This is a genomic window from Kitasatospora albolonga, from assembly GCA_002082585.1.
Lineage (GTDB): Bacteria > Actinomycetota > Actinomycetes > Streptomycetales > Streptomycetaceae > Streptomyces > Streptomyces stephensoniae.
Map to the genome: position 1 here is coordinate 5,337,386 of CP020563.1, position 13,735 is coordinate 5,351,120.

Genomic DNA, 13,735 nt, shown 5'->3' on the forward strand with positions numbered 1-13,735 from the left:
GGAGGGGATGGGGAGCACATGAACTCACGGTGGCGTAGGGGAACTCGCCTGACTTACGCGTACTGATCCTGACTTACACGTACTGATATCGGCTTACATGGACTTACGGGAACTTGCGGGAACTTACGGGGAACGAGACGGAGGTGACAGGCGCATGGCCTACCAACTGAGCGGCTCCCGGCCCGGCCTGAGCACGGACCTGACCCGGGCCCACAGCGGCACCCCCGCGCCCCCGGCCCTGGCCATCCAGGTCAATGCGCTCCAGGCGATGTGCCGCCAGGTCTTCGGCTTCCGCCTGGCGATGATCGCGATAGCGACCCCGTACGCCATCGGCCACACCGCCCCCGGTCTGCCCACCTGGTTCATCGGCGCGGCGATCCTGGTCACCTTCATGGGCTCGTACGTCCTCTTCCGCGACTGGGAGCGCTTCGGCCCGGTCCTCCTGCGCCACCCCTGGCTCCTCGCGGTCGACGTGTTCTTCGGCGCGCTGCTGCTGATCACGGCGACCCCCGAGTCGACCCTCGCGTACGTCACGGTCTGCACCCCGCTGCTGGCGGGCCTGGTCCACGGCTGGCGCGGCGCGGCGGTGTTCGCCTCGCTCCAGGTGGTGATCGTCTTCGGCGTGTACGCCAGTGTCCCGAAGCTGGAGGCGGGCGGGGCCACGGCGCTCCTCCTGCCCGGCTTCTGCGTGATCGCCGGGGCGGTGGGGGTGACCCTGCGCAACCTGCTCCTGCGTTTCGGCACGGCCACCCAGGCGCTCACCGAGACCCGGGCGCGGCTGGCGGTGAACGAGGCGGTGGAGGGCGAACGCACGCGCCTGGCACGGGAGATGCACGACTCGGTGGCCAAGACCCTGCACGGCCTGGCCCTGGCCGCCGACGGTCTGGCGGGCTCGGCCGACCGCATGGACCCGGCCGCGGTGAGGCTCCAGGCGGAGCTGGTCGCCCGGGCCGCCCGCCGGGCCGCCGCCGAGTCGAGGGAGCTGCTCACCGACCTGCGGAGGGAACAGGGCCTGGAGGGCGGCGTGGACATCATTGCCGAACTGGCCGCCCAGACATCGGACTTCACCGCCCGCCACCCCGTCACGGCCACGTTCCGCCGCCTGTCCGATGAGACCCCGGTCCCCCCGGTCCCGCAGGCGGTGGCCCGCCAGCTCCTCACGGTCGCCGCGGAGGCCCTGGAGAACGCGAACCGCCACGCGGCCCCCACGTACCTGGTCGTCCTCGCCGGTGTACAGGCCGATGTGCTCCGGCTGAGCGTGTACGACGACGGCTGCGGCCTCCCCGCCGGGACGACCCTGGAGGGCCTGCGCCGGGCGGGCCACTTCGGCCTGGTCGGCATGGTGGAGCGGGCCGCGTCGATCGGGGCCAGAATCCGGATCGGGAGGGGGAAGGCGGAGCGGGGGACGGAGGTACGGGTGGAACTCCCGCTGGCGGCCCTGGGGGAGGGGGCCGAGCCGTACGCCGAGCCACAACCCCACCCCCGGACGCCCTCCCGTTCGCTGCCCTCGCTCACCTCCGCCTCTCCCGCCACCTTCATCCCGAGCCCCCACCCGTAAACCGGCTCCCCCTTCAGAGAGGAGGTCGCGGCATGCCGGACGACCCCGCCACCGCCCCCGCCGGACATCAGGACCCCCCGCCCTCCGCGATCGATCCCCCCGCCCTGCCCCCGGTGCCCGCCGCAGCCCCGCTCCGGGTGGTGGTGGCCGACGACAACCCCGTCGTACGGGCGGGCCTGGGCGTCCTGCTCTCGGGCCGGGCCGACATACAGGTGGTCGCGGAGGCGGCGGACGGCCGTGAGGCGTACGAGAAGACGCTCCGGCACCGCCCGGACGTCGTCCTCCTGGATGTCCGTATGCCGGGCGTGGACGGCATCTCGGCGCTGCCGCACCTGGTCGGGATCGCCCCGGTGCTGATGCTGACGTACAGCCGCGAGAGCGAGATCGTGCACGAGGCCCTGCGGCTGGGGGCGGGCGGTTACCTGGTGCACGGCGAGTTCACGGCGGACCAGCTGGTGCAGGCGGTACGGGACACGAGGAACGGCCGCGCCAACTTCACCGTCACAGCCGCTGACGCCCTGCTGGCCCATATGCGCCAGGGGACGGCCCCGTCCCGGGGGCCGTTACCGGAGGGGCTGGGCGCGGCGCTCACGGCAACGCCCGCCGACCCACCCCCGGGGCAGCCGGAACCTTCGGAAGGTCTTTCGCGACTGCAACCCCCTGTGGGACAGTCTTCTGTGAGCGGGGGGCCGGGCTCATCCCCCAACAGGCAGCAGTACGGGCTGAGTTCGCGGGAGGTGGAGGTCATGGAGCTGATTGCGTCCGGGATGAGTAATCAGCAGATCGCCGCCACCTGCTTCATCAGTGAGAAGACCGTCAAGAACCACATCAACCGCATCTTCACCAAGCTCCACAGCGCCAGCCGCAGCGAGGCCATAGCCCACTGGCTCGGTACGGCGCCCCGGCCTCCCGGGGGGCGGCCATGACCGACCGGATGCCGAACAAAGGCGCCCAGAAAACCTTTTGGGCCCGGAATTGGGCCCACGGGCCCTCTGGCTGTGCGTCAGTTCCCTCCTATGTTGCTCCCGTCGTTCTCGGCACCGGCCAGGAGGAAGCCGGTACCGAGAACGGAACCGCAGAAGCGCCCGAGCCGGCCGGCACGCGATCGGCCGAACCAGGAGGGGAACAGCATGTCGAACTTCAACCTGAAGACCGGCGTCCGCGTCAACGGCTGGGCCAACACCGCAGTCAGCGCCGTCCGGAAGCGTTACGCGGCGAAGGACCGGGGGCAGACGGCGTTCGAGTACCTGGGCATCGTGCTGGTGGTGGTGGCCATCATCGGAGCGATCGCCGCAGCCGGGATCGGTGGGAACATCTCGGACCGTATCGACGGTCTGGTCACCGCCATCACCTCTGGCTGACGCGCATGCGCCGACGCGGCGATGCAGGGCAGGCTTTCCCCATCTACGTCATGATGGTGGCGGGCCTGCTCTTCCTTGCGTTCGCCTTCTTCGCTGTCGGCAAGGCATCGGCCTTGCGCAACGGGTCCCAAGGGGCCGCGGACGCAGCCGCACTGGCTGCCGCTCACAGTGTGCGCGAGCAGTTCGCCCCGGGGTTTCATACGTCGCTCCCCGGCGACCAGCTGGACCAGTTTCTGCGTGCCCCCTTCTCGACCTTCGCGCCGTGCGCGGAGGCCGGGAGGCTGGCGTCCGTCAATGGAGCCGACACCAGCTTCTGCGGCACGTCCGAGACAGGCTGGGGCCGCGACAGGGTCACGGTGAAGGTCGAGGGGCGCAAGGCTGTGGACTCGCCGGTGATTCCCGGTACGGAGAGCACCTTCGCCAAGGCCGAGGCAACGGCACTCATCGAGTTCCGTTGCAGTTGGGTCGCCGCGGACCTCAACAGCGACGGTGCCAAGGACCTCTATACGTTCTCGTGCGGCAAGGCCGGGGTGGCGGAAGTCGTTCCGGGCGACCTGACCGACTGGCCCCGGGTGAGCAAGATTCTTTTCGATGTGCGGTTGGTCGACCAGTGACAGCGAACGACGAGTAGAGGAATCGGACCATGAGCATTCGGCGGACCACGACGACCAGAAGGGCGCTGACGGCCGTCACGGTGACGGCTGCCCTGGCTCTCGCTCTCACCGGCTGTGGCGACGACGGGGGCGAGCAGCCCCGCAGCGAGGGCTCCGTCGCACCGTCCGCTCCGGCCGCCCCTTCGACCCCGGAGGGTGAGGACAAGGGCGAGCCGCAGCAGGAGGACACTGCGGCGGGTGAGAGCGTGGACCCGAACGTGAAGCTCGCAGAAGCGCGCGGGCAGGCGGGCCTCGTCCTGGTCATCAATGAGGTCAAGCGGGACTCCGGCGGATTCCTCACGGTTCAGGGCGTGGTCAAGAACGAGGGCGACACCAGGCAGACAACCTCGACCTGGTCCGGTTCAGAGGTGAACATCGTCAACAAGAACCCCAACTCGGTGGCCGGGGCAACCCTGGTCGACAAGGCGGGCAAGAAGCGCTATTACGTGCTCCGTGACACGGATTCACGGTGTCTGTGCACCACAGCGATCACGCCCATCGCTCCCGGGAAGACCGCGCAGATCTTCATGCAGTTCCCGGCCCCGCCGCAGACCACCACCGAGGTCGACTTCACCCTTCCGACCTTCGCCACCACGTCGCTCAAGATTTCTGGGTGAGCGCCGACATGAAGACCCTCCAGCGTCCCGGAGCGGCGCGCAACGTGGCACAAGCCGTCGCGGTCGTCATGCTTGTCGCCGGAACGACTCTCCTCGGCGCGTCACCCTCGTCCGCCGACGACGGGCCGGGCGTGCCCCCCGGCACGCAGGCGACCTCCGAACCGCCCGTCCCCCTCGACCCCGAGGACCCCGACCTCAAGATGCCGGAAGGCGGCACCCTCGCCCCCGGCCGGGTCCTCGACATCGTCCAGGTAGTGGAAGACCTGGGCGGCGAGGAGCGGCGTGAGGACAGCAACGCCGACATCAAGTTCGCGCTCCAGGCGGAGGTTCTCTTCGGCAAGGACAGCGCGAAGCTGGGTTCGGCGGCCAACGCCCGTATCGCCGCCATCGCCGAGGAGATCAAGAAGCAGAACACGACCAAGGTCCGCATCTTCGGCTTCACCGACAACCTCGGCTCCTCCGCCCACGGCGACGTGCTCTCCAAGAAGCGCGCCGACGCCGTGCACGGGGTCCTGTCGAAGCAGCTCGGCCCCACGATCACGTACGAGATCCGGGGCTACGGCGAGCAGTACCCGATCGCCAGCAACAGCAACGAAGAGGGCCGGAAGAAGAACCGCCGCGTGGAGGTCTCCTTCCCCCGGGGCGAGGGTTCCTGACCACCTCTACCGGATGCAGGAGAGGCTACGAAGGTGCTCCCCGCCGCCCGCGCCCGGCGGGGAGCACCTCATTGCGGGACCGGCCAGCCCCCGGGCGCCTAGCGCTTGCGGGCCACCAGCCCCCACTGGTCCACCGGACGGGGCGCCGGGCCCTCCGGCCGCCAGTGGGACACCGGGACCAGCCCCGGCTCCAGCACCTCGAGCCCCTCCGCCACGGCCAGGATCTCCTCCGGCTCGCGCACCCAGTACGGCGGTGTGTCACCCGACGCGTACGCCTCCTGCGCGGCCAGCGTCTCCGGCGTCTTCACCGTGTCGCACACCACCAGCGCGCTGCCCGCCACCAACGGCTTCATGTACTCCGCCATCAGCTCGGCCCCGGCCTTCGCCTCCAGGTGCCCCAGGGTGGACAGGATCATCACCGCCACCGGCCGCCCCGGGTCCAGTGCCCCCGTCGCCACCGCCTTGGTGAGAACCTCGCGGGCGTTGCGCAGGTCCTCGTCCACGTACGCGGTCTGGTCCTCCCGGACACCCCGCAGCAGCGCCCGCGCGTGCGCGAGGACCAGGGGGTCGTTGTCGACGTACACGATCCGGGCGTCGGGGTTCACCGACTGCGCGACCTCGTGGGTGGAGTCGTGGACCGGCAGCCCGGTCCCCAGGTCGAGGAACTGGTCGATCCCCGTACGGGCGAGATGGGCCACCGCCCGCTTCTGGAACGCCCGCGAGGCCAGGGCCAGTTCCTGGGCGGCCGGGTACGTCTCGGCCACCTGGCGGCCCAACGCCTCATCGACCGGGTAATGGTCCTTCCCGCCGAGCCAGAAGTTCCACACTCTTGCGGAGTGCGGGCTGCTGGCATCTATGTCCGTGATGTCCATGGGCTTTCCCCTCGCTCAATGTGAACGTGTCACCGTGCCGCCGCCGTACGAACGCGGCGACGCGGCCGGGAGGTCGGGCGGCCGGGGAGACTGCCGTGCTCTCCGTGCTGCCTCACCTGCTGGTTCACACCCGCCCCGCGCTGCTCATCCGTCGCGGCACTCATGCCCCGGACCCTACCGGCCCAAAGGGCCCCCGGGTCAGTCCAGTTCGGATGAACCAGCAGGCAGGCCCTGCGAACGCCTCGCTGAACAACCGGCGAAGGCCCCGAAGCCGACCCGAAGTCGACAGCCCACTGCCCCACGGACAACCGCCCTGCCCGCCCCCTTCACCGTCGGCCTGCTACCGCCAGCGCGCCGATCAGCGCCACGGCGAGGATCACGGCACCGAGGTACTCCGTCGTGGTGGCGCCGCTGTCACGCCAGTTGTACGAGTACCTCGGCGGGGGAGGAGGCCGGGTGGCACGCTCCTCCAGGAGCCGGTCGACGGCCACCCCCGCCGCCGCGCCCGTGGCCAGCGACGCCACCGGCATCAGGGAGCCCTCGATCCCGACCGCCTCCCACGGGACCGCGAAGCCGTACGCCAGACCGGCCAGCGGCACGGCCAGCGTGGCGAGCAGGTAGAGGGCGCGGGACTCCCGGTGCTCGTCGGGGAGCATCCGGGCGGCGGCCAGCACGGTGAGCAGCGTGACGGTGAGCGCGGGTATGTGCAGGAGCGCCATCCGCCAGCCGAACGCCTCCAACCGAGCCTCGGTGCCGAGGAGTTCGAGCAGCGACCGGCTCATCAGGAATCCGGCGCCCAGGTGGATCAGCGCACCCGCCGCCCAACTGCGGGTCAACGCGGAGAAGGCCCCGCCCGGCCGGCGGCCCGAACCCCCGTCTCCCCAGCCCCCGTCACCGTTCACGCTGCACCCTCCCTCCCCCGGCCGGAACCAGAGTCGTGGCCGTTCGCTGGCCGTGAGCGTACGGGGAGAGCGCGCGCCCGGCGCGGGCCCTCGGTCCCAATGAGGGCCCAATTCCGTTGAGTTGGAGCCTGTTCGGGGTGCTCGTCCGTGAGGGGGTGCTCTTGGGCTCCGTGGGGGTGTGCTCTGGGGCCGCCGGTGGGCCCGTGGGCCCACGCCGTGCCCGGTGCCGCTCGGTACGCTCGGACGTGCCGACGGTCGCCGACCGCGCCGCCGCGCCCTTCGAGCTCCCGATTCCGTGTGGCCGTGTATCCGCGTGGCTGTGTATCCGTGTGCAAATTCACCTCGGTAGGCGCTTGTCCGGGATGGGCGAGACCCCTACTCTGATATTTGCGCACGCGAATTTATGTTCATGCCGTGATGGGGTGAGGCGTCGATGAGAGCCGGATTCTTCTACTCGTACCACCTGGGCTGGACCGGGCTGGACGCCGCGACCCTGCTGGGGGACCTGGAGGCGGAAGGGCTTCGCCCGGCGCACCCGGCGACCGGGTACACCGTGCTCGTCAGCCTCGACTTCCCTTCCTCCGGGGCCCGTTCGCCCGTCACGCGCGAGCAGCTTCTCTCCCTTGCCGGTCTGCAAAGGCTCCAGGAGGTCGGCTTCCGGTTATGGGTGGACGAAGGTTCCGACTTCCTGGTGCGCATACGGAAGGCCCGCGGCGGTGTCGTCGCCGTCGAGTTCTCCGTGGGCGAGCTGCCGCCGGAGGAGCGGGAGCGGGCGGTCGGCGCGATCCGGCGGACCGTCGGGAGGGCCTCCGTGCTCTGCATCGGCTTCGTCGTCGACCGGAGCGGGATGACGGCCGCCACCGACTGGGACGGTGTCGTCATCGAAGGCGGCGCGCACCTCGACGCCTGGCCGGACGCCGTCGCCGTACGGGAGGAGACCGCCGCCCGGCATCCGCAGCTGGCGGTGCTGGACTCCGTCGCGATCTCACCGTGGAAGGTGTTCGGGAACGCGGTGCTCAGCGTGTGAGCCGGCTGGGAGCGTGGTGGTGAGCGAGTGAGCCGGTCAGGAGCGCGGTGCTCGGTGTGTGAGCCGACCGGGAGTGTGGTGGTGAGCGAGTGAGTGGCTCGGGAGCGCGGTGCTCGGCGTGTGAGCCGGCCGGCAGTGCGACGCTCGGCGTGTGAACCGGCCGGGGTATCCCTGAGGGCTCCCCGGGGGCTCCCCGCCCGGCGTCGGGATTGTCCTGGCCGGAAGACATAATCGGCCGTATGTCCGACCACCAGCTCCGCACCCGGAGACCCGGCGCCCCGTCCCCGCACCCGCGCGCCCCCGGGCCCCGGACGGCCGCCGCACTCCGGGCCGCCGCGCCCGCGCTCGCGGTCTACGCCGCCGTCCGGGCCCTGGGCCTCCTGGTCCTCTGGGCGGCCGCCCACGCCTCCGGCAAGGACCCCCTGACCCGGCTCAGCGGGCGCTGGGACTCCGTCTGGTACCAGCGCATCGCCGAGAACGGGTACGGCTACACCGTCACCCTCCCCGACGGCGCCCTCCACTCCGACCTGGCCTTCTTCCCCCTGCTCCCCGCCCTGGAGCGCGGCCTCTCCGAGGTGACCCCGCTCACCCTCGGCGGCGCCGGGCTCCTGGTCGCCTGGACGGCCGGGCTGCTCGCCGCGTGGGGCATCTTCGCCGTGGGGGCGCAGCTGCGCGGACGGCGTACGGGGGTGGTGCTGGCCGCGCTCTGGGGCGTGTACCCGACGGCGTTCGTCCAGTCGATGGCGTACACGGAGACGCTCTTCACCGCACTGGCCGCCTGGGCGCTGTACGCGGTCCTCAAGGGCCGCTGGCTCGTGGCGGGCGGGCTCTCCGTGCTGGCCGGACTCACCCGGCCCTCGGCCGCCGCCCTGATCGCGGCCCTGGCGATCACGGCCGCGGTCACCCTCGTCAGGGAGATCCGGGCAGGGAACGGCCTCGGCCCGGTGCTCCGCCGCAACGCCCGCATGATCGCCGGGGTGGCGCTCGCACCGCTGGGCTGGCTGGCGTACGTGGTGTTCGTCGCCGTGCGCGAAGGCAGCCCGGTCGCGTACTTCGACGTCCAGGCGCAGTGGGGCAACAGCATCGACGGCGGTCGCGCGCTCGCCGCCTTCATCGCCGGGCTGCCCCTGCCCGCCGCCCTCGGGCTCTGCGCGGCGCTCGGCCTGCTCGGCTGGCTGGTGGTGCTCTGCGTACGGCAGCGGCAGCCGCTGCCCGTCCTCGTCTACGGCATCGCGATCGTCGCCATCTCGCTGATCGGCGCCGGGTACTTCGGCTCCCGCCCCCGTCTGATGATGCCCGCGTTCCCGCTGCTGCTCCCGCCCGCCGTCGCACTGGCGCGGCTGCGCAGTACGGGGCGCGAGGCCGCCGTCATCGCCGTACTGGCCTGCGCGTCAGCGGCCTACGGGGCCTGGACCCTGCTCGGCGCGGGCCCGCCGTAAAGCCCTAAGGAGGGCCCGGCCGTCCCCAGGACGTACCCACCGCCCGCAGCTCCACCCGCACGCCCGGCCGCACCCCCCACCGCTCCATCGCCCCGGCCTCCGCCTCCACCACATGACGGGCCCGCAGCCGGGGCAGGCCGAGGCGGCCGGGCTTCATCGTGCGGACCGCCAGCACGGTGAACTTCCGGTCCAGATAGGCCACATCGATGGCGAACCGCATCCGGAAGGTGTGCACACTCCCGCACGGGGTGAGCATCAGCGCTCCGTCGATCCCGTCCCGCCCGAGCAGCCCCCGGGTACGCGCCCGGTACGAGGCCGCGATCCGCAGCGGCACCCCCCGAACCCCCGGGCCCGGAGCCCCCGCCTCCCTGCCGACGACCGTCAACGTTCCGTCGCCATCCCGCCACTTCCTCATGGGCCTCCTCATGGCCCCGACCGTAGCCCCCGGCACCCGCCTGCGGGACCTGAACGGCCCGGAGTGGGCCCCAGGGCCCAAGCCCCTTGTCCGCACTGCCGATTAGGGTCGTCCCGTGGACATCGCGCTGCTCGCCGTCGCCGCTGTCTGGGGTGGAGCCACCGGACTGCTGATCCCCCGTGCCGCGTACCGGTTCGCCGTCGATCCGGAGGAGCCCTGGCGCACCGCGTGCCCGGCCGGGCACGCGCTCACCGGCCCGCTCGGCGGCTGGTTCGGCCCGGCCCGCTGCGCGGCCTGCGGACCCCGGGTGCGAACCGCCGTACCGTACGGCGACGAAGACGGCACTCCTGCCACGCACCCCGGCGGTGGCGGCGCCCCTGCCACGCCTCCCGGAAGCGATGGCGACAGTGGTAGCGGCGCCCCGTACGCGCCCGGCACCCTCGCCCCCCTGGTCACCGCCCTCGCCTGCCTCGCGCTCGCCGCCGCGACAGGGGCCCGGCCCGAGCTCGTCGGCTGGCTGCTCCTGGCCCCTCCCGCGGTCCTCCTCGCCACCGTCGACCGCCGCGTCCACCGGCTGCCCGACCCGCTCACCCTGCCCCTGGCCGCCGGGGCCGTCCTGCTGCTGGGCGGGGCGGCCCTGCTCCCCGGCCACGCCGGGTCCTGGACCTCCGGGCTGCTCGGCGGGGCGGCGCTCGGCGGTTTCTACCTCCTCCTCTTCCTCATCAACCCGAACGGCATGGGCTTCGGCGATGTGAAGCTGGCCCTCACCCTGGGCGTCGCTCTCGGCTGGTACGGCTGGGCGGTGCTGCTCCTGGGCGGGTTCGCGGGGTTCCTGTTCGGCGCGGTGTACGGGCTCGGGCTCGTCGTCCTCCGCCGGGCGGGGCGCAAGACCGGCATCCCGTTCGGCCCGTTCATGATCGCGGGGGCGCTGACGGGGGTGCTCCTGGGAGCCCTGACGGCAGCCTGAGCCGTAAGCAGCTTGTACGCCCCGGAACCCGACCGCCCCGAAGCGCGACCGCCGCCCCCAAACGCGACCACCGCCCCGGAATCCGGTCGCGCTACCCGCCCCCGGCTGACACGATTCCCGTATGTCCGAACAGTCCCTTCCCCCCTTCGCCTCCACCGCCTCCCGCGACCGGTTCGAGGCGCTCGTCGCCGAGGCGGACGCCGTTTCCGTGGACGGCTGGGACTTCTCCTGGCTGGACGGGCGGGCCACCGAGCAGCGGCCCTCCTGGGGGTACGCCCGGGCCATGGCCGACCGGCTGGCCGGTGCCCGGGCGGCGCTCGACATCCAGACCGGCGGCGGCGAGGTGCTGGCCGCCGCGCCGGTCCTTCCGCCCCTCACCGTGGCCACCGAGTCCTGGCCGCCGAACATCGCCCGGGCCACCGCACTCCTGCACCCCCTCGGCGCCGTCGTCGTCGCGGACGAGGACGAGCCGCCGCTGCCCTTCGGGGGCGCGGCCTTCGACCTGGTGGTCAGTCGGCATCCGGTGACCACCTGGTGGGAGGAGATCGCCCGGGTCCTCGCCCCCGGCGGTACGTACTTCTCGCAACAGGTCGGACCGGCCAGCGTCTTCGAGCTCGTCGAGTACTTCCTCGGCCCGCAGCCGCCCGAGGTACGCCGTGGCCGCGACCCCGAAGACGCGCGTGCCGCCGCCGAGGCCGCCGGCCTGGACGTCGTCGACCTGCGGCTGGAACGGCTGCGCACCGAGTTCCTGGACATCGGCGCGGTCGTCTACTTCCTCCGCAAGGTGATCTGGATGGTGCCCGGATTCACCGTGGAGCGGTACCGGCCCCAACTGGCCTCCCTGCACCGGAAGATCGAGGAGGAAGGGCCGTTCCTCGCCCACACCACCCGCTTCCTCATTGAGGCCCGCAAGCCCCGGTGACGTATCAGGAAGAGTCAACCTGCTTACCCCGGACGCCAGTTCAGCCTTGCCCCACAGGCAACGCGATCGCGGGGGCCACCGTCCTACTCGGCGGGAGCACACACAGCGAGGGAAACGGCGAGGAAGACGGGGAGCGGCCATGACGGTGGAGAGGGAAGAGTACGGCGGGCCGGCCGGGCGCGCGCGGCACGGCAACTCCGACTGGCTCATGGGCTCCCGGATCACCGCCGTCCACGGGGTCTTCTACCGGCCCGAGGGGCGCGCGGGCGAGCCGGAAGCCGTCGAGTTCGTGCTCGCCGACGGCCAGTCCGTCCAGCTGACCTGCACCTCCGACTGGACGCTGCGGGTGACCCCCGGCACCTGGCCGCTGCTGCCCGACTGGTGCGTACCGGCGAACCAGTGGCACCACGCCCCCCTGCCCCAGCTGCCCCCGGTGCCGTACGGGGGAGCCTGGACGGTCGTCGGCACGCTGGAGCGCCGGGACGGCAACGGGGAGGTCCACGAGGCCGTCATCCGGTGTGCGGAAGGGGACTTCGTGGTCGGCGCCGGGGACACGATGGCGGTCCGTTTCCATCCCCACTGATCCGCTCTCCCCTCCCATCCCCACGGAGAGGCCCCACGGGATGTCCCTCTGCCGATGGCTACGCGTGCGGCCCCACCGACACCGTCCCCACCGTCAGCTCCGTCTTCCCCTCCACGATCGCCGCCACCCGCTCCACCTCCGCCTCCAGCGCCCGCAGCCGCGCCGCCGACAGGGGTTCCAGCGGCTCCACCGTCACCGCGATCCGCTTGCCCGAACGGCGCTGGTGCCAGACGCCCGCCACCGTCCCGTCCACCAGCAGCACCGGGTAGTTCCCGGCCTGCCCGCCCCCGAGCGCCCGCTCGGACGCCCGGCCCGGGAAGAGCCGTTCGCGGGGGTGCGAGGCGATGGTGAAGGCGTCGAAGTAGGGGAGCAGGCGCACTCCCCGTACCGGAGCGGCCGGGAAGTCCGTGTCGCCCGCCACCACCCAGGCGGGTCCGGCGCCCTCGAACGCCACCTCCTCGATCGCGCCGGAGCCCGCCCGCGAGGCGAACAGCCCGGCCGCCCACCGCCTCGGGGCCGCCAGCCACTGGGCGAAGTGGGCCGGGGTGGCGGGGCCGTACGCGTACAGGTACCGCTCCAGCAGGGCCGCCGTCGCCTCCGGGCCGGGCAGGGGGGCGCAGCCGGGGTTGGTGTATGCCGCCTTCCGGCCCCGGTTCGGGGCGTAGGCCAGGACACCCCGGTGTCCCGCCAGGTGCAGGACCTGCCGCCAGCGCGGCCACATCTCCTGGAACCCGGGCACCACCAGGTCCCCGGCCCACGGCCCGGTCCGGGCGACGACCTCCTCGGAGAGCTCGTCGATCGTGAGCTCCGCCCCCCTCAGGGCCTCCCCGACCGCCGCCACGACCTCCTCCACCTGCTCCGGGGACATCCGGGCACCCTTGGGGAACGGATGGGGGCCCGTCGGTACGGCACGGAGCGCGCCGGTCCACAGCGGCAGGTCCGCCGCGGGCAGGAGATGGACCGTGCCGCGCGGCCCGAACGTCTTCACCAGGGTCCGCCGGGCCGGGTCGTCGGCCCACAGCGCCGTACGCACGTCCGTGCGCGTCAGGCCCTCACCGCGCAACCCCACGGAAAGCTCGGCCGCCGACAGCACCTGGGCATGCGCACCGAGCATCGCGCCGACCACGTCGGACGGGGAGGGCGGTGATGGTGGTGAGGGCGTCGAGGCCGGGGAGGGCGGCGAGGAGGAAGGCGTACGGGTGGATGCCAGGCCGCCGTACAGGTGCTGGCGGGCCAGCCGCCGGGCGTTCGCCTCGGGCCAGGTCACGGTCGCGGTCGCACGGGCTCGGGTCGTCATCCCCCGAATCTAGAGCTCCTTCAGGTCAGAATCTGTCCGCAATCCCGTCCCGGGGTGACGTGCGCCGTCAAGGCGGCGCCGCGCGTCACCCCCTCGATACCGGGGCCGAATCCGGTCGCGGAAGCGCGGTGCGCAGGGCATCGGACCTGCTCTTCGCGGAGTCCGGCGAATTCGGAGAGTGATGGTGGAGTGGCGTGGCACGCGGCATCACTTACGAAGGGTTATGGTGGAAACCCCCCCTCGGGCCGGTCCGTATCCCCCCCACGGACCGGCCCGTTTTTTACGGGCCGTTTCCGGCCGACGCGGACCGCCGTACGGAACCGCAGCCGCAGCCGTGGTTTTCAGTCGCTGCCGGGGCTCCGTTCTCCCTTATAGGGGAGCATCTTTGACCGGACGTCAGTGGAGCCCCTGACCGGCAGCGGGTATCACCAGCCCTGACCGGCAGCGGGTGTCCAGCCCCTGACCG

Annotated in this window: 13 protein-coding genes and 2 pseudogenes; 11 read left to right on the plus strand and 4 right to left on the minus strand. The window is 72.2% G+C overall.

Features of this window, described 5'->3' with window-relative positions; translation table 11 throughout:
* Positions 1 to 154: 154 nt before the first annotated feature.
* The 6 genes and pseudogenes from B7C62_23760 (at position 155) to B7C62_23785 (ending at position 4,845) form a co-directional block, all read left to right on the plus strand.
* Positions 155 to 1,441 (plus strand): annotated as a pseudogene (locus B7C62_23760) (two-component sensor histidine kinase).
* Positions 1,442 to 1,590: 149 nt separating this feature from the next.
* The gene (locus B7C62_23765; GenBank protein ID ARF74912.1) at positions 1,591 to 2,484 is read left to right on the plus strand and encodes a DNA-binding response regulator; all 894 of its coding nucleotides are present in this window, start codon (positions 1,591 to 1,593) and stop codon (positions 2,482 to 2,484) included.
* A gap of 204 nt (positions 2,485 to 2,688) precedes the next feature.
* Positions 2,689 to 2,919, plus strand: coding sequence for a hypothetical protein (locus tag B7C62_23770; protein ARF74913.1), 231 nt, complete (start codon positions 2,689 to 2,691; stop codon positions 2,917 to 2,919).
* A gap of 5 nt (positions 2,920 to 2,924) precedes the next feature.
* Positions 2,925 to 3,533 (plus strand): hypothetical protein, encoded by a 609-nt coding sequence (locus tag B7C62_23775; GenBank protein ARF74914.1) that lies wholly within the window; start codon positions 2,925 to 2,927, stop codon positions 3,531 to 3,533.
* 29 nt (positions 3,534 to 3,562) lie between these two features.
* Positions 3,563 to 4,189, plus strand: a complete 627-nt coding sequence (locus tag B7C62_23780) for a hypothetical protein (protein ID ARF74915.1) — start codon at positions 3,563 to 3,565, stop codon at positions 4,187 to 4,189.
* Between the two features lie 8 nt (positions 4,190 to 4,197).
* Positions 4,198 to 4,845, plus strand: coding sequence for a hypothetical protein (locus B7C62_23785; GenBank protein ID ARF77351.1), 648 nt, complete (start codon positions 4,198 to 4,200; stop codon positions 4,843 to 4,845).
* 98 nt (positions 4,846 to 4,943) lie between these two features.
* Here B7C62_23785 and B7C62_23790 read toward each other — a convergent pair whose 3' ends face one another.
* Both B7C62_23790 and B7C62_23795 read right to left on the minus strand, forming a co-directional pair.
* Positions 4,944 to 5,717 (minus strand): S-adenosyl methyltransferase, encoded by a 774-nt coding sequence (locus tag B7C62_23790; protein ID ARF74916.1) that lies wholly within the window; start codon positions 5,715 to 5,717, stop codon positions 4,944 to 4,946.
* Between the two features lie 335 nt (positions 5,718 to 6,052).
* Positions 6,053 to 6,553: pseudogene (locus B7C62_23795) on the minus strand (hypothetical protein).
* A gap of 499 nt (positions 6,554 to 7,052) precedes the next feature.
* Here B7C62_23795 and B7C62_23800 point away from each other — a divergent pair.
* The gene (locus B7C62_23800; protein ARF74917.1) at positions 7,053 to 7,646 is read left to right on the plus strand and encodes a hypothetical protein; all 594 of its coding nucleotides are present in this window, start codon (positions 7,053 to 7,055) and stop codon (positions 7,644 to 7,646) included.
* 239 nt (positions 7,647 to 7,885) lie between these two features.
* A complete protein-coding gene (locus tag B7C62_23805) occupies positions 7,886 to 9,085 on the plus strand; it encodes a hypothetical protein (GenBank protein ARF74918.1) in 1,200 nt (399 codons plus the stop codon).
* Between the two features lie 4 nt (positions 9,086 to 9,089).
* Here the strand turns inward: B7C62_23805 and B7C62_23810 are convergent, their stop codons facing one another.
* The gene (locus B7C62_23810; protein ID ARF74919.1) at positions 9,090 to 9,500 is read right to left on the minus strand and encodes a hypothetical protein; all 411 of its coding nucleotides are present in this window, start codon (positions 9,498 to 9,500) and stop codon (positions 9,090 to 9,092) included.
* A gap of 115 nt (positions 9,501 to 9,615) precedes the next feature.
* Here B7C62_23810 and B7C62_23815 point away from each other — a divergent pair, with 115 nt between their 5' ends.
* The 3 genes from B7C62_23815 to B7C62_23825 all read left to right on the plus strand — a co-directional run bounded on the left by B7C62_23815 (position 9,616) and on the right by B7C62_23825 (position 11,972).
* Positions 9,616 to 10,467 (plus strand): prepilin peptidase, encoded by an 852-nt coding sequence (locus B7C62_23815; protein ID ARF74920.1) that lies wholly within the window; start codon positions 9,616 to 9,618, stop codon positions 10,465 to 10,467.
* Between the two features lie 121 nt (positions 10,468 to 10,588).
* Positions 10,589 to 11,389, plus strand: coding sequence for an SAM-dependent methyltransferase (locus B7C62_23820; protein ARF74921.1), 801 nt, complete (start codon positions 10,589 to 10,591; stop codon positions 11,387 to 11,389).
* A 139-nt stretch (positions 11,390 to 11,528) separates the two neighbouring features.
* Positions 11,529 to 11,972 (plus strand): hypothetical protein, encoded by a 444-nt coding sequence (locus tag B7C62_23825; protein ARF74922.1) that lies wholly within the window; start codon positions 11,529 to 11,531, stop codon positions 11,970 to 11,972.
* Positions 11,973 to 12,030: 58 nt separating this feature from the next.
* Here the strand turns inward: B7C62_23825 and B7C62_23830 are convergent, their stop codons facing one another.
* Entirely contained in the window at positions 12,031 to 13,269 is a 1,239-nt protein-coding gene (locus tag B7C62_23830) for a hypothetical protein (GenBank protein ID ARF74923.1), read from the minus strand.
* Between the last annotated feature and the right edge of the window lie 466 nt (positions 13,270 to 13,735).

Bases quoted from the DNA above. Each gene is read 5' to 3' on its own strand.
- B7C62_23780 (ARF74915.1), top strand. From the start codon at position 3,563: ATGAGCATTCGGCGGACCACGACGACCAGAAGGGCGCTGACGGCCGTC.
- B7C62_23765 (ARF74912.1), top strand. From the start codon at position 1,591: ATGCCGGACGACCCCGCCACCGCCCCCGCCGGACATCAGGACCCCCCG.
- B7C62_23810 (ARF74919.1), bottom strand. From the start codon at position 9,500: ATGAGGAAGTGGCGGGATGGCGACGGAACGTTGACGGTCGTCGGCAGG.
- B7C62_23775 (ARF74914.1), top strand. From the start codon at position 2,925: ATGCGCCGACGCGGCGATGCAGGGCAGGCTTTCCCCATCTACGTCATG.
- B7C62_23790 (ARF74916.1), bottom strand. From the start codon at position 5,717: ATGGACATCACGGACATAGATGCCAGCAGCCCGCACTCCGCAAGAGTG.
- B7C62_23785 (ARF77351.1), top strand. From the start codon at position 4,198: ATGAAGACCCTCCAGCGTCCCGGAGCGGCGCGCAACGTGGCACAAGCC.
- B7C62_23770 (ARF74913.1), top strand. From the start codon at position 2,689: ATGTCGAACTTCAACCTGAAGACCGGCGTCCGCGTCAACGGCTGGGCC.
- B7C62_23820 (ARF74921.1), top strand. From the start codon at position 10,589: ATGTCCGAACAGTCCCTTCCCCCCTTCGCCTCCACCGCCTCCCGCGAC.
- B7C62_23805 (ARF74918.1), top strand. From the start codon at position 7,886: ATGTCCGACCACCAGCTCCGCACCCGGAGACCCGGCGCCCCGTCCCCG.
- B7C62_23830 (ARF74923.1), bottom strand. From the start codon at position 13,269: ATGACGACCCGAGCCCGTGCGACCGCGACCGTGACCTGGCCCGAGGCG.
- B7C62_23825 (ARF74922.1), top strand. From the start codon at position 11,529: ATGACGGTGGAGAGGGAAGAGTACGGCGGGCCGGCCGGGCGCGCGCGG.
- B7C62_23800 (ARF74917.1), top strand. From the start codon at position 7,053: ATGAGAGCCGGATTCTTCTACTCGTACCACCTGGGCTGGACCGGGCTG.